This is a genomic window from Pseudomonas sp. NFIX28 (assembly GCF_900107395.1).
Lineage (GTDB): Bacteria > Pseudomonadota > Gammaproteobacteria > Pseudomonadales > Pseudomonadaceae > Aquipseudomonas.
The window spans coordinates 76842-96230 of record NZ_FNPW01000016.1 but is presented as its reverse complement, the minus strand read 5'-3'; the positions used below and the strand labels follow the sequence as shown (position 1 = coordinate 96230).

The 19389-nt window shown below is 59.6% G+C and carries 18 protein-coding genes; 6 read left to right on the top strand and 12 right to left on the bottom strand.

Going from position 1 to position 19389, the window contains the following annotated elements:
* Nucleotides 1-15: 15 nt before the first annotated feature.
* The 3 genes from BLV20_RS25595 to BLV20_RS25585 all read right to left on the bottom strand — a co-directional run bounded on the left by BLV20_RS25595 (nt 16) and on the right by BLV20_RS25585 (nt 2920).
* On the bottom strand, nt 16-639 hold the full coding sequence (locus BLV20_RS25595) for an HAD family hydrolase (protein WP_092305261.1): 624 nt from the start codon (nt 637-639) through the stop codon (nt 16-18).
* A 183-nt stretch (nt 640-822) separates the two neighbouring features.
* A complete protein-coding gene (locus BLV20_RS31160; RefSeq protein ID WP_139192744.1) occupies nt 823-1935 on the bottom strand; it encodes a hypothetical protein in 1113 nt (370 codons plus the stop codon).
* A 337-nt stretch (nt 1936-2272) separates the two neighbouring features.
* Nucleotides 2273-2920 (bottom strand): hypothetical protein, encoded by a 648-nt coding sequence (locus BLV20_RS25585; protein WP_092305202.1) that lies wholly within the window; start codon nt 2918-2920, stop codon nt 2273-2275.
* Nucleotides 2921-3199: 279 nt separating this feature from the next.
* Here BLV20_RS25585 and BLV20_RS25580 point away from each other — a divergent pair, with 279 nt between their 5' ends.
* Nucleotides 3200-3964 (top strand): hypothetical protein, encoded by a 765-nt coding sequence (locus BLV20_RS25580; RefSeq protein WP_092305201.1) that lies wholly within the window; start codon nt 3200-3202, stop codon nt 3962-3964.
* 576 nt (nt 3965-4540) lie between these two features.
* On the opposite strand, the gene BLV20_RS25575 is transcribed toward BLV20_RS25580, so the two are convergent.
* The 4 genes from BLV20_RS25575 to BLV20_RS25560 form a co-directional block, all read right to left on the bottom strand.
* Nucleotides 4541-4942 carry a type II toxin-antitoxin system HicB family antitoxin gene (locus BLV20_RS25575; protein ID WP_007923747.1) on the bottom strand — a complete coding sequence of 134 codons (402 nt, stop codon included), beginning with the start codon at nt 4940-4942 and terminating at the stop codon, nt 4541-4543.
* Between the two features lie 35 nt (nt 4943-4977).
* The gene (locus tag BLV20_RS25570; RefSeq protein ID WP_009043086.1) at nt 4978-5160 is read right to left on the bottom strand and encodes a type II toxin-antitoxin system HicA family toxin; all 183 of its coding nucleotides are present in this window, start codon (nt 5158-5160) and stop codon (nt 4978-4980) included.
* Nucleotides 5161-5529: 369 nt separating this feature from the next.
* Nucleotides 5530-5811 carry a hypothetical protein gene (locus BLV20_RS25565; RefSeq protein WP_092305200.1) on the bottom strand — a complete coding sequence of 94 codons (282 nt, stop codon included), beginning with the start codon at nt 5809-5811 and terminating at the stop codon, nt 5530-5532.
* Nucleotides 5812-6345: 534 nt separating this feature from the next.
* On the bottom strand, nt 6346-7059 hold the full coding sequence (locus tag BLV20_RS25560; protein WP_092305199.1) for a hypothetical protein: 714 nt from the start codon (nt 7057-7059) through the stop codon (nt 6346-6348).
* A 327-nt stretch (nt 7060-7386) separates the two neighbouring features.
* Between BLV20_RS25560 and BLV20_RS31935 the strand changes: the two genes are divergently transcribed.
* The gene (locus BLV20_RS31935; protein WP_092305198.1) at nt 7387-9726 is read left to right on the top strand and encodes a YecA family protein; all 2340 of its coding nucleotides are present in this window, start codon (nt 7387-7389) and stop codon (nt 9724-9726) included.
* A 179-nt stretch (nt 9727-9905) separates the two neighbouring features.
* On the opposite strand, the gene BLV20_RS25550 is transcribed toward BLV20_RS31935, so the two are convergent.
* Nucleotides 9906-10520: a hypothetical protein gene (locus BLV20_RS25550; protein ID WP_092305197.1), complete on the bottom strand. Its 615-nt coding sequence runs from the start codon at nt 10518-10520 to the stop codon at nt 9906-9908.
* Between the two features lie 263 nt (nt 10521-10783).
* Nucleotides 10784-11332, bottom strand: a complete 549-nt coding sequence (locus BLV20_RS25545; protein WP_092305196.1) for a YniB family protein — start codon at nt 11330-11332, stop codon at nt 10784-10786.
* A gap of 166 nt (nt 11333-11498) precedes the next feature.
* Here BLV20_RS25545 and BLV20_RS25540 point away from each other — a divergent pair, with 166 nt between their 5' ends.
* The 4 genes from BLV20_RS25540 (at nt 11499) to BLV20_RS25525 (ending at nt 16434) form a co-directional block, all read left to right on the top strand.
* Complete coding sequence (locus BLV20_RS25540; protein ID WP_092305195.1) at nt 11499-12167, top strand: ABC transporter ATP-binding protein; 669 nt, start codon at nt 11499-11501, stop codon at nt 12165-12167.
* A complete protein-coding gene (locus BLV20_RS25535) occupies nt 12151-14646 on the top strand; it encodes an ABC transporter permease (protein WP_092305194.1) in 2496 nt (831 codons plus the stop codon). Before BLV20_RS25540 ends, BLV20_RS25535 begins: the two co-directional genes overlap by 17 nt.
* Nucleotides 14636-15724 (top strand): lipocalin-like domain-containing protein, encoded by a 1089-nt coding sequence (locus BLV20_RS25530; protein ID WP_092305193.1) that lies wholly within the window; start codon nt 14636-14638, stop codon nt 15722-15724. The genes BLV20_RS25535 and BLV20_RS25530 overlap by 11 nt, the downstream gene beginning before the upstream one ends.
* A gap of 122 nt (nt 15725-15846) precedes the next feature.
* Nucleotides 15847-16434 carry a hypothetical protein gene (locus BLV20_RS25525; protein ID WP_092305192.1) on the top strand — a complete coding sequence of 196 codons (588 nt, stop codon included), beginning with the start codon at nt 15847-15849 and terminating at the stop codon, nt 16432-16434.
* 389 nt (nt 16435-16823) lie between these two features.
* Here the strand turns inward: BLV20_RS25525 and BLV20_RS25520 are convergent, their stop codons facing one another.
* The 3 genes from BLV20_RS25520 to BLV20_RS25510 form a co-directional block, all read right to left on the bottom strand.
* Nucleotides 16824-17114, bottom strand: a complete 291-nt coding sequence (locus BLV20_RS25520; protein ID WP_092305191.1) for an addiction module antidote protein — start codon at nt 17112-17114, stop codon at nt 16824-16826.
* Nucleotide 17115: 1 nt separating this feature from the next.
* Nucleotides 17116-17409, bottom strand: coding sequence for a type II toxin-antitoxin system RelE/ParE family toxin (locus BLV20_RS25515; protein ID WP_092305190.1), 294 nt, complete (start codon nt 17407-17409; stop codon nt 17116-17118).
* A 234-nt stretch (nt 17410-17643) separates the two neighbouring features.
* Nucleotides 17644-19038, bottom strand: coding sequence for a 2-oxoadipate dioxygenase/decarboxylase HglS (locus BLV20_RS25510; RefSeq protein ID WP_092305189.1), 1395 nt, complete (start codon nt 19036-19038; stop codon nt 17644-17646).
* Nucleotides 19039-19389 lie beyond the last annotated feature (351 nt).

Genomic DNA, 19389 nt, shown 5'->3' with positions numbered 1-19389 from the left:
CGTTCGCGGATCATTTCAAGCCGTTACGCCCAACGCCTGCAACTGCCGCCGCGTCTCAGCCGCCGAGCGGTGCTCGATCGCATTCCAGCCCAGGGCCTTGGCGGCGACGATATTCGGCGCGTGGTCGTCGATGAACGCCAACTCCTGCGGCGTCACGCCCGGCAGGTGCGCGCGAATGCGCTGCAGGGCGGTGTGGTAGATCTCGGCGTCAGGCTTGATCTGGCGTTCCTGCCCGGACACCACGATGTCGCGAAAACGCTGGAGGAACGGATAGTTGTCCCAGGCGTAGGGGAAGGTCTCCTGGGACCAGTTGGTCAGCCCGAACAGCGGCATTTGCGCCTGGTGCAGCTCCTCCAGCAAGGCCACGCCGTCGTCCAGCTGGCCGCGGAGCATTTGTGGCCAGCGCCCGTAATAGGCTTCGATCAGCGGCGCATGCTCCGGGTGTTCGGCCACCAGGCTGCGGGTCGCTTCGGCCAGGGGCCGCCCGGCGTCTTGCTGGGTGTTCCAGGCCTGGGTGCAAATGGTGTCGAGGAACCATTGGCGGCGGGCATCGTCGGGGATCAGTTGGCGGTACAGGTGGTGCGGGCTCCAGTCGAACAGCACGCCACCAAAATCGAAAACCACAGCACGAATTGTCATCAGCAAGTCCCTTTTAGCGGTTGTGGGTCAGGCGACATCCTGCGACGGTGGGATGGGCAATGCAATTTGCTGGCGGCTCTGGCCCCATGTCGATTCCAGTATTCCTAGTTGAGGACTGCATTGAAGGAAACTGCTATTCGGTTTTTTATGAGTGGAAAAGCTCAGGTTTTCAATGTCCTATTTTCAAAAAATTAATGCCTCTTCAAAGCATACATCGCCAGTATATTTGTAGACTTCTAGAAGAGCTTTTTTTGCTGCTCTGATACAGGTGTCATCATCATTAAGGGCTGAAACTATTTCTCTTGGTTCATCTAACTCTATAGCGGCTTCATTGGTTTTTTGATTCCAGGTTATGTCAATGTTTTCGAGGTTTAATGCCTTTTTTGTTGTGGAGTAATAAGGGGACCATAGGTGCTTGTCTATTGCTTCTCGGAAGTCCTGAAGTAATACCCTGGTTTTTTCATGTGACTGGATTATATCCTTGAAGAACTCCTTGTTGAGGTCTTCTATTAGTTGTGCATTTTCTATGTGGAGTGTGGAGTATTCTTTTATTTTTTCTTTGAAGTTCTTTGCAGTGATAAATTTTATTCTGGAGGTGCTTTCTTTTTTGTTCAGTATGTACTTTGATAGGTAGTCTTCAGATTCTATTGGGGATGCAAGTATTTCATCGTTGTTGAACTTTAATCTGATTAGCTCGCTGTCAATAACTGATATTAGGTTGAATTGGTAGACGACTGGTTTTTTTCTGTTTTTATTGCTTGTGTTCAAGATGTTCAGTTCATATGCTTGAGCCTTCATTAAAGAGGTTACTGAGTTGAATATGTTTTTGTCATTTTGACAGGTTGATTTTTCTTTATTGATTTCTTGAAAAGCAAATATGTCTACTTCTGGAGGGCTGAAAATTCCAGGGCACATTTTAATCATTCTATTATGATAGTTTTCTTCCCAGTCAGGTTGCACTAGATAATAAGATGTTGCGTTGTCGCTACTATACCCCTTAAAAGGTTGCCAGTTTGTATTTGGGTCGTTTATTTCTATGTCGCGAGATAAAAGTGCCCAGTAATTAGATTCGCTTTTTTTGCAGCTTATAATGATTGCTGTATAGACGGGTATGCCTGATACTTTTCTACATTTGTAAGCGAGGATGTCAATTTCTCGTACTGATTCTTCATGATCGTCGAGGTAATATCTGTTGGTAATAAGTATCCAGCCTTCAGTGCGTAATATACTTGCAATCTCATGTTCAAGTTTGAAGCCGGTTTTACAGATGTTTTCTTTTATTTTTTGAAGGTCCATGTCAGTCGAGCCTGTCTGCTAGAGTGTCTGTCCCAATGCCATGGTTTGACCACTATGCGCGCCTGGGTAGGTAGAAAACTAGCAGGTTTTAGCTTGTGTGCTATTCGACTTGGAAGTTATGAGGGGACAGACCACTATCGATGTGTTTTACATTGCGAAAAGACAATAGCCTAAAGCGATGCGGAGAAAGGTCGTTGCTCCCTACAGCGGCGGATACAGATTGAGTAAGTTTTGATAGCGGTTTTTCGTTTTACGCTACCCACCATTGAATCACTTCCAACACTGCACAACCTTCCTGGGTAAACAGGTTCCCCGCCTGGCGATGCCCTGTCACTTATCAGTCGACAATCACCCGTTCGCTCGGGTCGTCGCCCAGGCACACGCTCAGCTGCTGCCCGGCCTTGTTGAATGCGCAGGTAGGCAGGGGCGGCTTGATGAAATTCAGTGTCGGGAGGATGAATACGCCGGCCAGGATCAGTGCACCCAGGGTTCGGAGAAACAGCACATCCACGCTGGTGGCGGCGGGCCGGGGTTTGAGGCGGCCGTGGCGGTACCAGTACCAGCCGCTGGCGACAAAGCCGCAGCCGATCGCCATCGCGTAGTCCAGCTCCCAGGACTGCGGGCTGAAGATCAGGTTGCCGTCGGCGTCGTCCGGGTAGTTGACCCGCCACCAGGCACCCAGCAACAGCGGTACCAGCCCGGCAACGATCCAGGCCAGGCGCGCGCCGGGCATGCGCGTGAGCAGGGCCAGGGTCAGGCCGAGGAGGCAGGCAAGCCACACGCCGAGGTACAGCTGGAAACCCATGGCCCCGCCAAACAGCGTGCCGCTGACGTCCCGCGGGACAATCAGTTGCAGGTCGGCGAACACCATCACCGCCAGCGGGGCGGCCACGGCGATTGCGCTCAGCAGCGCGTTGATCCATGAGCACAGGGTGAACAGGCGACGGATAAGCAGGTTTGACAAAGAGGGGGCGGGCGCCAACACGTTTCTTCCTTGGGTGGTGTTCGGGGGCGCGCAGTATGCAAGGCCGCCGGCGGTTTTGCACCCGTCGCCGAAGCCGTAGCGGCAAACCGCCATGGGCGGGGCGGCGTCGCTACCTTGATGGTGTTTTTTTGCGAGCCTGCACGCTGCCAGCCATGGCTGCGGCGGGGTTGGCCTGCGACGCACGGTTGGCCCGGCCACCGCACTTTTTGCGTTTTTGCGGTTCTATTCAGGGCCAGGCCGCGCCGACCCTCCGCGCGGCCAGAGTCCAGAACGGTGCCGATGGTTTATCCGCTTTCTCGTTATTTCCCGCGTTTGTTTGGCCTGCGTCTGCGGCGCTGGCCGCTGTGGCTGGCCGCTACCCTGGTGCTCTGCGCCACGGGTTGCAGCCAGCAGCAGGGGCGCGACATGGTCCAGCAGTTCAGCAATGGCAAGCCCCAGGAGTTCTTCCAGACCAGCGTCGACCGCATGGCCACCCTGAGCATGCGCGACAACCTGCAAAGCCTTTACCTGTTGATGAACAAGCTGTACCTGCGCAACCCCAACCAGTGGCGCGAGTGGGGCTACACCGACGCCACCAGCGCCCAGCGGGAAATCCGCCGGGCCATCGAGCAGCAGAAGTCCTTGCCGGCCCTGGGCGATCGCCGCGACCTGGCGGCGTTGAGCTACGCGCTGAGCCCGGAATTCCGTGGCGACCGGGTTGGCGCCTTCATCTACGCCATCGGCAGCATGCTGGTGACCGCCCATGGCGGGCGCACTGAGTTTTTCATGACCGACACTATCGATCCGCAGTTTGTCAGTAACGCGGCGCGCAATATTGAAAAGGCTACCTGGATGCTCAGCCAGCGGCAGGGGGCTAATGGCGAGCTGTTGTTGTTTTCCAATGAGATTTCCGAGGAGGGCAGCAATCTGAGTTTTGCTGTGGAGTTCGGCAAGATTGTGGCGCGCCTCGACCTGCTGACTCAGATGCTTGACGAGCGCTACCGGCGGATTGGGTTGAACTATGCGCAGAGCTTGTTGCTGATGAATTTTTTGCCGGTGCAGTAGGGGCTTGATCTTCTTGGGTACATATCCGTTGCTGCGCGGGCTTCTGTAGGAGCAGCCGGTCGACGCTCGATTGCTCGCGATGGCGGCCGTTCTGGCGCTGCATTTTTTGGACGGTGTACATATCCATTCCTGCGGTCACGGCGGCTGGCGGTGATGTTGTGGGCTTTTCTGTAGGAGCAGCCGGTCGACGCTCGATTGCTCGCGATGGCGGCCGTTCTGGCGCTGCATTTCTTGGACGGTGTACATATCCATTCTTGCGGTTACGGCTACTTACGGTTTCGCCCTTACGGCGACTCACTTTTTTCAAACGCCAAAAAAGTAAGCAAAAACGCTTTGCCCCACCACTCGGTCCCTCGCCTAGGCTCGGCATACCCGAACGAAGGCATTGATCCGTGGGCCGCCGCCACAGGCCATCCATGGCCTGGGGCGGCTAACCCGGCATCCCTGCCGGGTTACCCACGGCTCAATGCCTGCGTTCGGCCATCGTGGTTAACGGGGCTTTCAGATCAAAAGCAAAAGCAAGACGGCGGCCTGTCGGCCGGCCTTGGTGGAGTTGTGTAGGGCGCTTTTCGGTTTTTAACGCCCCAGCTTTTCCATCGCCGCATCCGCCAGGAAAGACGACCGGCTCTTGATGTTGTGCTCGCGCACAAAGCGGTCGATGCGTTGAATCACGTAACCCGGTAGGGTCACATTGACCTTCTCGGTTTTGCCCAGGTAAGGCGTGATATCGATATCCAGCATGCCCCAGCCCATCCCTTCGAAGTCGGGGTTGGCGCGGTGTGTGCCGGTGGGCGAGGGTAGGGGAATGGCTTGTCCCTCACGGGCCAGTTCTTCGAGCATGACGTGGGCGATCTCGATGGCGGCGCTATACGCGGCCTCGAAGGTGTCGCCGGCGGTTACCGCGCCAGGAATGTCGGGAATCTGGATGCCGGTAGCCGTGTGCTCGTCGCCCCACTCGATGCAGATGGGATATTGCACGGGGATCTCCTCATAAGGTGCGAAGGCCGAAGGGGCTATATCAGCCCGGCCAGTTTCTTGATGGCCCTGACCGTCCCCCGTGGCAGATCCTTCTTCGGGTGCGGCACCGGAACGGTCTCGGGCCGGTAGGGATGCTTGAACAGATGATGGCTGCCGGTGACGCGCTCCAGCACCCAGCCTGCGGCTTCAAGCTCCTTGATCAGCTGTCTGCTTTGCACCTCCATCTCCTTATTGGGGTGAGAGGTGCTTTATAACTCCAGGCGCATAATAACGCAGGTTGAATTGTGTGTCTGGAGTTATGTATCGGGTTCAGAGGGCACATCGCTATGGAATCGACGCCCTGTAGCCGCTGCCGAAGAATGAGGCTGCGATCGGCTGCGCAGCAGACGCAAGTCCTGCCTCCCGGCTTTACCTGTTACACCGCATGGCCAGGTTTGGCGTGCGCTTCGTCGGAATGCCGCCCAACCCAATCGCAAGCCGCATTCTTCGGCAGCGGCTACAAACAGCATTTCAGGTTTGATCAGAGACTCAAATGTCGGGGCCGCTGCGTGCCCCGACCCAGTTTCCTCGCCACAGCTCAATAGCGCTCAGGGCTCCTGCGCCGTACGCCACTGAATCACCTCCAACACCGCACAGCCTTCCCGGGTCAGCAAATGCACCCCACGCGTCACCCGCGTCAGATCGCAGTCGGAAATATCTTTCAGGTTAAGCGTGGACAGGCTGTCCATCAGGTCGCGCACCACGGTGAAACGATGGGCTGCACAAGCCGCCAGATCGCTCAAGGGCGCACTGCTATCGAGGTAGAAAACGGGAGCATCGGCGTCGTGGGTGTCGACGGGGGTGAAGCGGGAAGTTTGATGGTCAATCATCGGTGCAGCTCCTATGAATAGAGCAACCACCTTTCGCGGCCAAGCGAATTAGGGTGGCGGCTGTACGCGGGTTGGCCGACCGGGCATAGGACACCGGCACACCCGAAGGTGTCCCACGCACAGCCGCCATGACACAAAACCGCAGGCACAAAAAAAGCGCCTGCGATGGTGTATGGACGCTGATGCGTTCCTATGCTCGACCGGCCAAGGTCGTTCGCGGATTTTGCCGCGAGCGCGAACTATAGGGGCCGCGCTTGAGCGGCGCAACCGCGTATTGGTGGGGAATGTTTGAGTGGTTGTGTCGGAGCGTTAGTAGCGATGGCAGTGGTGCGTAATGCACTGACTTCACCAACCGTTTACGTGGGTAGTCCGCTCGTGAGCGGTCTTCTTAAGTGGCAAGAAGGAGTCAAAAACAACCATAGGTGAATTGGTGCTTCTGATCCGCTTCTGGCAGTACTCACAGGCATCCTTGGGTCGATAGCTGTTCCTCGCAGTGTTCAATTTCCGGCACCTGTTTTAAGTTTTAACGAACGCTCAGAGTTGAGAGTAGGCGGTGTCGAAATTGCTCAAAGCTTCTTTGACCTTATATCGAAGCATCAGCGATGCGGAAAGCTTGACCATTGCCTCGAAAAGCACGTGTCCTGATTGAATCTCACACTGACCTACACATCGTCCGGCATATTCACCGGACTCATATGCATAGAGCGTGTAGAAAACCCTAGAAGGTTCTCGGTTTAACCCGGCTGTAATATGTGATACCGAACTATCCCTAGCGGCATTTTCAGGCAACGAAAACTCCAGCACGTCATCAAATGGAATGAACATCGCAGAGGCGGACATCACAAACAGACTCGCGATATCCAGTGCCTCCTCAACTATTTCAAGCTCAGGTGTTTTATATTCATGCTCAAGAATATTTCGCATGTTAACTACTTTGCGCAAAAGACTGGGTGCCAATAACCCTAGCGCTCTCAATCGCTCTATTTTTTTCGGCACGTTCCATCTTAATGACGGGTAGCCAAAAGAGATTAGCAACTGATCAAGCTGACAGACTATCGCACGCTTCACATTAGTCGTTGCATTGACAAGTGCCGATAAACCGCCTCGTTCAAAATCGTCTTCCGCTAAACTCAAGAATTGGATAGGTGAGGTTTCCAGCTCCGTCATTGTGAAGCCGCCACCACCCGGCGCTACTGCACATTTGCTCATATCGAATTCATGAACGAGGCAAAACTCTTTGATATCCATCTCACGACCCAGCGAATGTGCGGCCCGAAGGGCTGCTGTCGAAGTAGTGTATCAGCGACGTCACTTGGATTATCAAGTCGACGCCTGTAGATAAACTCGAAGGCACTGGCTACCCAGAGAGTTTTAACCGGTCGACGTCACGCGAAAGTCAAAGCGCAGTGTACCGACCGGTTGAATCCACAGCCCAAAGCATCCCGTCGGATTCGTCTAGGAAATCACTAGCGATTCATAACTATGAACGCTAGACGTACAGATGCGACTACCTATGTCAAGCGAGTGAGGCTCGCTTTGGCAAATCCGAATTCATCAAATCAGGCTTGAATAGTTATGGACGAAAAAGAGCAGGAAAAGGTCGCTGTTTCTCTGTTGAGAAGCATGGAGGCCACCGCGGCCCGCTTACGCGAGCTGATTGTTTCAATGCCGCCGCATGATCTGCTCGGATACATTTACGCCCAGTACATGATGAAAGCGATGTCAGACCAGAGCATTGCTGAGGGGGAGGGGCAGCACGAAGTAAATGCTCCGTCTGATCTGATTAACCAAAATCAGTTTCTGTTGGAGTATGTGCACGCGGTTCTAGCATCAGATGCGGCCTCTGCGAATGTGACATTTGACGAAGTCCAGTGCGCGGAGCTTTTTGAGCTTTCCAGCAAACTGCGAGAGCAGGCCATGCTTTTCGCCGTGGTCTCATCAGCCAGTACTAAAGACGGCGTCTTCGGTCCAGACACGGCTGACATTGAATTCCGCGCGAAATCCACCTGGATCATGTTACGCGGGAACCGCTACCAAGTCCTGGAAGGCGAGTTCTATCGCTATGTTCTTGCACCTCACGATGACGTTTTGAAGGAAGTATACGGCGTCAGCGCTGCCGATATTGCTGAAGGTTTTCAGGCCATGGCTAATGCCACGCGTTCTGGGCATGCCGACGCTGTCTTGGTGATGATGAACCAACTCGAGGCGGCACAGGCCTTCGCCAAGATACAGGGAAAGCCCCTAGAACAAGTTATGGAGGCGTGGCTTGAGGCCAATGCCGAACAAACGGAAGCTGCCAGGCAAGCAATGGAGGACATGTTTCGGGGGGGTATTGCCAACGTGAGTAGGCATACAAAGTTGCCGTCGACACTACTGGCGGATTTGGCATACCAGCGCGGAGAAGAAACCGAGTTCTTCTCCGCGGGTGATTTCGCGGGAACACCCTACCGAACACTACCTGCCCGTAAGAAACCACTCATCCAGCTTGGATCGGACTACTACGCCGTCGACCCATGTTTCACCCGTGATTCGGGGTATCGTGCACTTCTCTACAACCTTCTTCAGCGAAAGCCCGACTACAAGAAGAGCTTTGAATATCGGCAGAAGATGATGAGCGAAGCATCATTCGCCGACATTCTGGCCGTGCAGCTTTCTGGTTCTATGGTTTTCCAAGAGGTCTACTACAAGGACCCTGTCACAAGGCAGTGGTCCGAGAACGACACGCTCGTCCTTCTTGATGACGTACTGTTTCTGGTTGAGGCCAAGGCTGGTGCGGCAGCGACCATCGCATCACCAGCGCTCGATTTCGGCCGCCACGCCCAGTCAGTGCAAGATCTGGTAATCAAGGCGTACAAACAATGTGAGCGTTTCTTCAACTATCTAAATTCTGCTGATGAGGTACCGCTCTATCACTTGGTGGACGGCAAGTATGAGGAATGCGGTCGCATTCGCCGATCCATCTATCGAGTGATGGTGCCGATGGGGTTGACGGTTGAGTCCTTCTCGCCCTTCTCGGCGTACTGCAAGGAATTGCCGCAGATTGAGCCGTTACTTGGGAAGCATGCTTTCGTCTCGTTATCCATTGACGACCTGTTTGTGCTCAGGCGTTTTCTTCCTACGACCGGAGGGTTCGTCCACTACATGGAGGTCCGGCAAGCCGTGGCAGGCATGCGTCAGGCTCATCTGTTCGATGAGTTCGACCACCTAGGTGCGTACCTGAAGAAAAACCGTTTCGATCAAACCATTGCCGAACAGATGAAGGGCGATGTGGGGAGCATGCTCATATGGGATGGTATGAGCGACATTGTCGACAGGTGTTTCGAGGGTGAAGACTGGGAAAGCAGACCTATCCCGATGCAGGACTTTCCGGAGGAAGTGCTGAAACTGCTTAACGTGCTTGATACCACCCGAGCAAGCGGATGGCTTTCCGCAGATAACCACATCCGAGATCTAGGACACGAAGGGCGGAAAAATCTGGCCAAGCTGCTCTCAGACCTCAGCCCAACTCTAAGCCGGTATCCTGCTCGCTACTTCACTCTGGGTGGAGAGGGGGAGCCGCTCTTCGTTTGGCTTCAACGATACGACCAACAAACTGACTGGGCCAAGGTAAACGACAAGGCCAGCGCAGCTGCCTTGGCCATTAAGGCTCCAAACGTCATCGGCGTCGTAGTAGAGGCTACAGCTGACGGGATCTACCACAGGGCAAGAGCATTTACGGCCCATATACCGCTAGAGCAAACAGAAGAAAATGCCAATATCTACGAGGATGCTGCGCAAATGACTCAACCTGGGCGGTCGTTGAGTCTTAATCGGCCCAAAATTGTCTCTCAGCCTTTGAAGATCAAGAAAACGGGACGCAACGATCCGTGTCCGTGCGGCAGTGGCGCAAAGTTCAAAAGGTGTCATGGTCGCTAAATACATGTCATAACGGACGATCAAGACCATTAATTCAGCGGCCTTGATTCCGGCTTTCGACGGCAAATTGAGAGGGCTGAAAACAGCCAGTCATGGGTGGCTGCTTCTGACCGGTTCTTGCCTGTCGCATAGAGACGGATCACGACCAATCGCACCCCCTCGTTGAGGGGTGAGGTGACCTACCTCACAACCACGTATTGGTCTGCGCCAACGGAATACTTGTATGGCACGCCACCGGTGATAAGAAAGTCCTCCGCAGTGGGATCTATACCATTGAGGGCAAGAAAGTGGATAAGGTAAATACCTGGAGTTTCGAGGTTCTGTACGAACGTGAGCTCGTAGCTTTCACCTGCTCCAACATTCACGAACGTTAGTGGCGTACGGTTGGGAGTTCCCGAATATCGACCCGAAAGGAGGTTGATTGGTTTCTGGTAGATTGGTTTCCCTTCAGTGAAGGTCACGGGCACAAGCGTCAAGGCATCATCATCCAGAGTAACTTTGCTTTCCTTGTTGCCGAGGTTGGACAGAATCACCTTAACCTGAAGCAAGTGCTGACCATCCATGAGTGGCTGAACCGTTGATTCAACCTTTGCCTGGATATGTGGTTTTTGTGTGGTCTTCTGATTCAGGTCCTTGAGTGTGTATTCAGTGACTTCCTTTTCCTTTTTTACATACATGCTGGAGTAATAACCCCACATCGCGACGATGATCGCAGCGATTATTGTCGTGGCTTGGGCGAGGATCTGAGTTCCAAGATGGACTTTTTCAATTTTGCTGAGCGAATTCTGTGACATTTTTGGCTCTCTGCTGAATAGACGAGGCACTATTACTTGGGTAAGCCAGGCTTGGCTTTGAACGGCTCTTCTATCAGTACGTATATATATGAACTGGGTTGCTGTTTGCTGCCGATATGATCATTGCTGCATGTGGACCATTTTGTGTTTTGGCTCCCATGGCGACTTCATGCATTAGAAACTCTCTGAAAAGGCCTCCGTGATTTGGCGCAACCCATGAACATCTATCACCGAGCACAGACAGCTCAATCCACCACCGGACATTACAAAATCCGCAACACCCACAACACCCCCAAATAAACCACCCCAATCCCCACCGGCAGCACACAAAGCAGCCGAACCTGCGAAAAGAACGAAGGCACGGCCTCCACCGGAGTCGAGTCTTCCAGTTGCTGCAACGTCATGACCGCGACACCTTCCTCCGCTGGCGCGTTGAGCCGGGCCTGGATCAGGGGTTCGACTGCTTCGACTTTGCGCATCAGGGTGCGGCCCCAGGTGAACAGGGCTGCGCCGATGAAGATCAGCAGGTAGATCACCAGGAATTTCCAGTGGGGCGGGTTGCTCAGGCGGATGAAGTCGGGGGTTGGGCTGTTGTCCCAGAACCAGTCCAGGGGGCGGGTGTTTTCGTAGACGGTGAACATGAAGTTCTTGATCGGGCGGTTGATGGTCGCCGCGGCGGTGGTGTAGCTGTCCAGGCGCCAGTGGAGCATTTTCAGGGTGGAAAACACGGTGGAGATCAAGGCGCCGGTAAACAGCAATGCGCCTGCGGCGATGGCCAGCCGGTATTTCAATTGGGCCTGGGTGTAGTTCATCTGTGCGTCCTGCGATGAAGAAAAGGGGGCGCAATACTATAGTTCTCGACCCCTGGCCGATAGGGCCGCGCCGGACGAGGCGGCCTTGGCGCCTGGCAGGTTTCAACGGGCCCACCTATAACCCGGGCTATCCTTGAACCCCATCTTCCGTTGGACACCCCCGCCCATGCTGCACGCGCAAGGCGTCTTCAAAAGCTACCCCACCCCCCAGGGCCCGCTGCCGGTGTTGCAGGGCGTCGACCTGCACCTGGAGCAGGGCGGCAGCCTGGCGCTGATGGGCGAGTCGGGCAGTGGCAAGAGCACGTTGCTGCATTTGATCGCCGGCCTGGACCGGGTCGATGGCGGCAGCATCCGCATCGGCGAGCAGCAGCTGGAGCGGATGAACGAGCACCAGTTGGCCAACTGGCGGCGGACCGAAGTCGGGCTGGTGTTCCAGCAGTTCAACCTGATCGGCAGCCTGCGGGTGGCCGACAACCTGGAGTTCCAGGCGCGGCTGGCCGGGCGTTTCGATGGGCGCTGGCAGGCGCAGTTGGTGGAGCGCCTGGGCCTGGGCGATTTGCTGCGGCGTTACCCGGAGCAGCTGTCCGGCGGCCAGCAGCAGCGGGTGGCCCTGGGCCGTGCGCTGGCCGGCAAGCCGCGCCTGCTGCTGGCCGACGAACCCACCGGCAGCCTCGACGAAGCCACCAGCGACGATGTGCTGCAGCTGTTGCTGGAGTTGCTGGCCGATACCCCCACCAGCCTGTTGATGGTCACCCACAGCCAGCGGGTGGCCAGCCGCCTGGGGCGCATTGCGCTGCTGCACGGCGGGCGCCTGGCTGATGCGGGCGGGCGCTGAGGTGCGGGTTTTCTGGCATGGCCTGCGGGCGCTGCTCAGCCATTGGCGGCGGCACCCGGTGCAGTTTTTCAGCGTGCTGACCGGGTTGTGGCTGGCCACCAGCCTGCTGACCGGGGTGCAGGCGCTCAACAGCCAGGCGCGCGACAGTTACGCCAAGGCCAGCCAGCTGATCGGCGGCGCGCCCCAGGCCAGCCTGGCCACGGCCAACGGCGCGGCGTTTTCCCAGGAGGTTTTCGTCGGCCTGCGCCGGGCTGGCTGGCCGGTGTCGCCGGTGGTGCAAGGCCGGCTGACGCTCAAGGGCCATGCACAGCCGCGCCTGCAATTGCTGGGCATCGAACCGCTGTCGCTGCCGGCCGGTGCCGCGGTGGCCGGCCAGGTGCTGGACACCGCGCGCCTGCTCGAATTCGTCACCCCGCCGGGCCGCACCTGGATCGCCCCGCAAACCCTGCACGCTTTGGGCTACCGCGAAGGCGATCGGCCGTTGACCGCGAGCGGCCAGCCGCTGCCACCACTGCACAGCCAGGCGGACATGGCCCCGGGGCTGTTGCTGGTGGACATCGGTTTTGCCCAGCCCCTGCTGGGCTTGCCGCAGCAGCTGTCGCGCCTGTTGTTGCCGGCGGATTTCGCCGCCAGCGCGCCACACTTGCCCGATGAGTTCAAGGGCCTGCTGGTGCTCAAGCACGGCGCCGAGGAAAACGACCTGGCGCGCCTGACCAAGAGCTTTCACCTGAACCTGGATGCCCTGGGGTTTTTGTCGTTCCTGGTGGGCCTGTTTATCGTCCACGCTGCCATCGGCCTGGCGCTGGAACAGCGTCGCGGCCTGTTGCGCACCCTGCGCGCCTGCGGGGTCAGCGCGCGCCTTTTGGTGGTTTGCCTGTGCGTCGAGCTGGGTGTGCTGGCCTTGCTCGGCGGCCTGGCCGGGGTGCTCAGCGGTTACCTGCTGGCCAGCGTGCTGCTGCCCGATGTCGCCGCCAGCCTGCGCGGCCTGTATGGCGCGGAGGTGGCGGGGCAGTTGAGCCTGAGCCCGGGCTGGTGGCTGAGCGGCATCGGCCTGAGCCTGCTCGGCGCCTTGCTGGCGGGCGCCAACAGTGTGTTGCGGGCGGCGCGCCTGCCGCTGCTGGCGCTGGCCGACCCCCAGGCGTGGCACCAGGCATACGCGCGCTGGCTGCGGCGCCAGGCCTGGGTGGCGACGGTGCTGGCGGCGATGGCGGGCGCGGCCTGGGCCTGGGGCGACAGCCTGGGCAGCGGTTTTGTGCTGCTGGCGGGCTTGCTGCTGGGCACCGCCCTGGGCTTGCCGGTGTTGCTCAATGGGCTGCTCAGCGCGCTGCTCGGGCGCAGCCGCTCGGTGCTCGGGCAGTGGTTCGTCGCCGATTGCCGGCAGCAGTTGCCGGCCTTGAGCCTGGCGTTGATGGCGCTGCTGCTGGCGCTGGCCGCCAATATCGGCGCGGGCAGCATGACCGCCGGCTTTCGCCAGACCTTCGACGATTGGCTGGAACAACGCCTGAGCGCCGAGCTGTACATCAACCCGCAGACCCCGGCCCAGGCGCGGCAGCTGCAACGCTGGCTGCCCGAGCAAGCGGCGATTGCCGCGGTGCTGCCCAACTGGCAGGTGGCGCTGCAACTGCAAGGCTGGCCGGTGGACCTGCACGGGGTAATTGACCACGCCCATTACCGCGAGCACTGGCCATTGCTCGAGGCCCTGGACGAGCCTTGGGCCCGGCTGGCCAGCGCCGACACGCTGATGCTCAGCGAGCAGACGGCGCGTCGGCTCAAGGTGCGGCTGGGCGACCGGCTGGCTATTCCCGTGCCCGTGGGGCAGTGGGCGCCGCAAGTGGTGGCGATCTACGCCGACTACGGCAACCCCAGGGGCCACCTGCTGGTGAATGCAGAGCGCCTGCTGGCGCACTGGCCGCAACTGACGCCGAACCGTTTCAACCTGCGCATCGAGCCGTCCGCCGTGGCGCCGCTGGTCAGCGCCTTGCAACAGCGCTTTGACCTCGACGACAGCCGCATTGTCGAGCAGGCGCAGCTCAAGGGCTGGTCCAGCCAGGTGTTCGAACGCACCTTCGCCGCCACCGCCGCGCTCAACAGCCTGACCCTGGGGGTGGCCGGCGTGGCGCTGTTTATCAGCCTGCTGACCCAGAGCCAAAGCCGCCTGGGCCAGCTTGCACCGCTGTGGGCGCTGGGGGTGAGCCGGCGCCAGTTGATGCTGCTGAACCTCGGGCAGACCTGGCTGCTGGCCTTGCTGACGTTGATCCTGGCGGTGCCGCTGGGCATCGCCCTGGCCTGGTGCCTGGACACGGTGATCAATGTCCAGGCGTTTGGCTGGCGCTTGCCGTTGCGGGTGTTCCCGCTGCAATTGCTGCAACTGTTGGCCTTGGCGATGCTCGCCACCTTGCTGGCTTCGGCCTGGCCGTTGCTGCGGCTGTATCGCAGCCAGCCGACGGATTTGCTCAGGACTTTCGCCCATGAAGATTGAGCGCCTGCTTGGCCTGTTGCTGGTCTTGCTGCTGGGCGGTTGCGACCCAGCCGACGAGCCGGCGCAAGGTTTCGCCGGCCTGGGCGAGGACGCCGCGGCGTTCACCCAGGTGGTGCCGGGGCGGGTGTTCAGTTTCCCGGCCGACCACGGCGCCCACGACGGTTTTCGCATCGAGTGGTGGTACCTCACGGCGGACCTCAAGGCCAGCGACGGCCAGCGCTTCGGCGTGCAGTGGACGCTGTTTCGCAGCGCCTTGCGCGCCGAGCCCGACCAACCCGGCTGGCAGGCACCCTATATCTGGCTGGGCCACGCCGCCGCGACTTCGGCCACCGCCCACCACGCCGCCGAGCGTTATGCCCGGGGCGGGGTGGGGCAGGCTGGGGTGACCGTGCAGCCGTTCAAGGCCTGGATCGACGACTGGAGTTTCAGCAGCCAGTCCGCCGAAGCCGACGCCACTGCCGACCCCCTGGCCCGCATGCAGTTGCAGGCCAGCGGCCCGGGGTTCGCCTACCGCTTGCAGCTGCGCAGCGACAAGCCCCTGGTGTTGCAGGGCGAGGCGGGCTATAGCCGCAAGTCCGAGCTGGGCCAGGCGTCCTATTACTACAGCCAGCCGTTTTTCCAGGCCAGCGGCAGCCTGCGGATCGACGGCCAGACCTATGAGGTCAGCGGCCCGGCCTGGCTCGACCGCGAGTGGAGCAGCCAGCCCCTGGCGGCCGGGCAGAGTGGCTGGGACTGGTTCTCGCTGCACCTGGACAGCGGCGAGCGGCTGATGCTGTTCCGCGTGCGCGAAGACAAGCGGCCGCCCTATATCACCGGCACCTGGATCGACCCCGGCGGCCGCACGCAAACCTTGCACAAGGACGATATCCAGCTCACCCCGCTGGAGGACTCGCAAGTGGCGGGGCGCACGCTGCCCACCCGCTGGCGCCTGCGCATCCCCGGCCACGGCCTGGATGTGCAGGCCGAGGCGCTCAACCCCAAGGCCTGGATGAACCTGCGCATTCCCTATTGGGAAGGGCCGGTGCACCTGAGCGGCAGCCATGCCGGCAGCGGTTACCTGGAAATGACCGGTTACTGAACTTGACGGCGCGCAACAAAACGCCCGAAGTTGCCGACGCGGTTGCTGGCGGCGTCTATGCTCAAGCGGCACCGCACCTTTGCCGGGCGCGGGTCTTGTCTTTCATTACAAGGATGACGTCTATGAAGCCGCTTCACTCACTGGCCAGGGCCGTTGCCTTGGCCACTTTGTTGTCTGCCGCCAGCCTCCATGCCTCTGCCGCCGACATTCCGTTGGCCGGCACGGTGGAGGCCGATGAACTGGTGACCAAGGTGCTCTCCGTGGATGCCCCCAACCATCGCGTGGTGCTGGAAGGCGCCCAGGGCCAACCGGTGCATGTGCAACTGAGCGACCAGGCCAAGAACCTCGGGAAACTGAAGGTCGGCGACCAGGTCAATGTGCGCGTCACCCACGCGGTCGTCGCGGTGCTGGACACCAATGTGGATAAGGGCCTGCCGGGTTCCGCCGAGCGCACCGGGGTGATCCGCGCCAGCAAGGACAATCCCAACCCGGGCGGCGAAGCCTATCGCCAGGTCCAGGTGCAGTTGAAGATCATCGGCATCGACTTGAAGAAAAACCAGCTGACCTTCCAGGGGCCGGCGGGCAACAAGAAGGTCCTGGACGTGGAGAAACCTGAAGTCCAGGCGCGGCTCAAAGAGCTCAAGGTCGGCCAGAGCGTGGTGGTGACCTATACCGATGTGTTGCAAGTTACGACGCAGCACGAAAGTTGAGAGAGGTGCGCGTCGGTCGTTGTGGCGGCCGGCGCGCCGGATCTCGGGGCAGGCCTTGAAAGGAATTGAACGAAGGTGAGCGAAATGAAAAATTTTCCGCGAGCTTTGTGTTCAGAATTCTTCAGAATATGTGCACGGACTTTCTTTAGTCGTTCGATTAAAATAGTTCTCGTTCGCCCGGTGCAAGGGCTCTTTACCGGTGCATGGATTGCCAGGCCAGAGCACTGGGCGAACACCCTCTTCGGGGTTCCTCCCGGCCTTTTGCGCAATATCCTCTAACGCCCCCGCAACCTGGCATCAGCGGTTGTCGGCAACGCCGGTTTCCTTCCCCCGCCAGACTCTCGATCACCCCCCGCACCTTGCCCGGTATGTTTCGCGCCGCCTGCGCTTCAGCTTCGGGGCACGGTGGTGCACAGCTGCAGGCCTAGCGCGCGCATGACCTTGACCACGGTGTCGAAGCGCGGCTTGGCGCCCGGGGCAAAGGCCTTGTAGAGGCTGGCCCGGCCCTGGCCGGTGGTCTTGGCGATTTGCGTCATGCCGCGGGCCCGGGCGACATGGCCCAGGGCGCGGATCAGCTCATCGGTGTCGCCGTCGGCCAGGACCTGGGACAGGTATTCGCTGATCGCCTGGTCGTTGTCGAGCAGGGTGGCGATGTCGAAGGCAAGCAGTGTGTTGGACATGTCAGAACTCCTTGGCCAGGTAACGGGCCTGGCAGATATCGGCAGGCTGGGTGGACTTGTCGCCGCCCAGCAGCAGGACGATCAGCGTATTGCCGCGAAGCGTGAAATAGATGCGGTAGCCGGCGCCCATATTCACGCGCATTTCCGAGAGGCCGCCGCCCAGGTTTTTCACATCCCCAAGGTTGCCCGCCGAAGCTCGCTCGATACGCCGAGCGATGGCTATCCTGGCGCGCAGGTCCCGTAGCGTGGTGTGCCATTGGGCAAAGGCGGTCGTCTGCAGGATCTCGTAATCCATGAGTGACTGTATCCATATAGAGACAATATTAAAAGGTGCATTAACCCTTCAGGCGACTGACGGCGCCCTTGCAGGTGTCATGGAAGGTAAGCAGCAGAGGCGTGGGCGAGGCGGGCTGTTTGGTATCGGCATGTTGTCGAACAGGGTTGTTGCAACACCTTGTCGCTATTGCCTGGGGGTGGGGGGCGGGAAAGCCCGGCATCGGCCGTGCTGGCCGATGCCGGGCAAGGCCGATCAGAGCGTCGGCAGGCCCAGCGCCGTGGCGCATTCGTGCAGCGAGCGCTGTTGAGTGTCGGCATACAGCCGCAGTTCATCGATGGTCGGGCGCCCCAGGGCCTGCTCGAAAGCCTGCCGGTTGGAGTGGCTGGCGTAGTGGCTTTGCGCATCGTCGCCGAGGTTGGATTGGAAGATCCCGGCGGCGCTGACCGGCAGGAAATCCTCGTACACCAGCGGCTCGGCGCGTACATGCCCGGCGCGGAGCAGAGCCTCCAGGGTCGTCGGCCGACCCGCCTGCTGGCGCGCGGCCAGGCCCTGCTCGCTGACGAAGTAGCGGAAGTAGGCCAGGCCCTGTTCACGCATCGCTTCGTGGTTGTCGGGGAAGGCGCGGAAGTGCTCGGCCATCAAGCTGTTGTAACGCTCGGCATTGGCTTCGTTAGGGAAGTCCCCCAGGGCGTCGCGCGCGGCGTTCAACAACTGGTCGTACAGTGCCCGGCCCTTGGGGGTGAGGGCGGCGCCGCGCTGTTCGATCTCGCCGAAGCGCGCGCTGTGGCTGCCGCGGCTGTCGGGCTGGTCGGCAAAGGCCACGGCTTCCTCCAGCGCCTTGAAGCTGGTCTGGCGCAAGAGGATCGGGCATTCGCGGCGTGGCGGGCCTTCGATCACCGCCTTGGGCGTGATGCCGTGGGCCGGCATCAGCGCCTGCACCTGGTCGATGTCCAGGGTGCGCGGCGTCAGGTGGTTGATGTGCGGCCCCTTGAACGCCACCACGTCGGCGATCAGCCGGTGCTGGGCGCTCAGTTGCTGGTACTGCGCCGCCGTGACCGTGGCGTGGTGGTGCCAGCGGAAGGTCTCCAGGGCCTGCTCGACGAATTCGTCGGCGCCGCGGTCGTCGAGACCGCCCCGGGTTTCGGCCTGTTCGATCAGGGCCAGGGCGCGCGGGGTGAAGATGGTCCGGCGGGCCAGCACCGCTTCGGCGAAGTCGCGCAGTGACGGGTTGTCGATCAGTTCCAGGCGCAGCAGCGAGGTGAAGACCCGGAACGGGCTGACCTGCAGGGCGCTTTCATGCACCGCGCGAAAGGCCGTGGAATGCACCGGCACGCCGGCCGGGGTGAGGTCGTAATAACCCACCGGCTGCATGCCCATCACCGCGAACAGGCGGCCCAGGGTCGCCAGTTCCGTGGCGGTGCCGACGCGAATGGCGCCGTGGCGCTCCAGGTCCAGGCGCTGGATCTCGCCGGTGCTGCGCAGTTGCCGGGCGATCTTCGGGTCGCTGCCCAGGACCTGGGCGTTGACCTGGGCCACCAGTTCCATCAGGGCGCCGTACAGCGGCACCTCTTCGCGGTACATGTCCGACATCGCCCGTGAAAAACGCTGGCGGATCAGGTCTGGGCTGACGAAACTCTGCTGGCTCATAAACAAGGGTTCCCGGTGCAGTGAGACAAAGAGGGTAGCGGTGTTGGGAGGGTAGCGGTGTTGGCTGGGCCTGATTCTGGTCGGCGCGGGGCGCTGCTGACAAACGAAGTTTCTTCCGGACTTCATTCTGCAAATGAATGCAGGCCACAGCGCCGCGCCCGGAAGGCCGGTGGCGGGTTGGCGGCTTGCTGGCCGGGGGGGCGGGGGAGAATGTCCGGGCGATTTCCGCCTGTGTGGAGATCCGCCGCGATATTCGGGGGCTGAGCGGTGATGGCTATTTGACGGCGCGCTGATAGACTTCCAAAACGACCGCATTCGATGACTGCGTACCGTTCAACGGAGGCGACTTGG

Coding starts and splice junctions, on each gene's coding strand:
- BLV20_RS25515 (WP_092305190.1), bottom strand. CDS start 17,409: ATGGATTACGAGATCCTGCAGACGACCGCCTTTGCCCAATGGCACACC.
- BLV20_RS25550 (WP_092305197.1), bottom strand. CDS start 10,520: ATGTCACAGAATTCGCTCAGCAAAATTGAAAAAGTCCATCTTGGAACT.
- BLV20_RS31160 (WP_139192744.1), bottom strand. CDS start 1,935: ATGGACCTTCAAAAAATAAAAGAAAACATCTGTAAAACCGGCTTCAAA.
- BLV20_RS31935 (WP_092305198.1), top strand. CDS start 7,387: ATGGACGAAAAAGAGCAGGAAAAGGTCGCTGTTTCTCTGTTGAGAAGC.
- BLV20_RS25560 (WP_092305199.1), bottom strand. CDS start 7,059: ATGGATATCAAAGAGTTTTGCCTCGTTCATGAATTCGATATGAGCAAA.
- BLV20_RS25540 (WP_092305195.1), top strand. CDS start 11,499: ATGCTGCACGCGCAAGGCGTCTTCAAAAGCTACCCCACCCCCCAGGGC.
- BLV20_RS25565 (WP_092305200.1), bottom strand. CDS start 5,811: ATGATTGACCATCAAACTTCCCGCTTCACCCCCGTCGACACCCACGAC.
- BLV20_RS25525 (WP_092305192.1), top strand. CDS start 15,847: ATGAAGCCGCTTCACTCACTGGCCAGGGCCGTTGCCTTGGCCACTTTG.
- BLV20_RS25530 (WP_092305193.1), top strand. CDS start 14,636: ATGAAGATTGAGCGCCTGCTTGGCCTGTTGCTGGTCTTGCTGCTGGGC.
- BLV20_RS25535 (WP_092305194.1), top strand. CDS start 12,151: ATGCGGGCGGGCGCTGAGGTGCGGGTTTTCTGGCATGGCCTGCGGGCG.
- BLV20_RS25545 (WP_092305196.1), bottom strand. CDS start 11,332: ATGAACTACACCCAGGCCCAATTGAAATACCGGCTGGCCATCGCCGCA.
- BLV20_RS25520 (WP_092305191.1), bottom strand. CDS start 17,114: ATGTCCAACACACTGCTTGCCTTCGACATCGCCACCCTGCTCGACAAC.
- BLV20_RS25580 (WP_092305201.1), top strand. CDS start 3,200: ATGGTTTATCCGCTTTCTCGTTATTTCCCGCGTTTGTTTGGCCTGCGT.
- BLV20_RS25510 (WP_092305189.1), bottom strand. CDS start 19,038: ATGAGCCAGCAGAGTTTCGTCAGCCCAGACCTGATCCGCCAGCGTTTT.
- BLV20_RS25595 (WP_092305261.1), bottom strand. CDS start 639: ATGACAATTCGTGCTGTGGTTTTCGATTTTGGTGGCGTGCTGTTCGAC.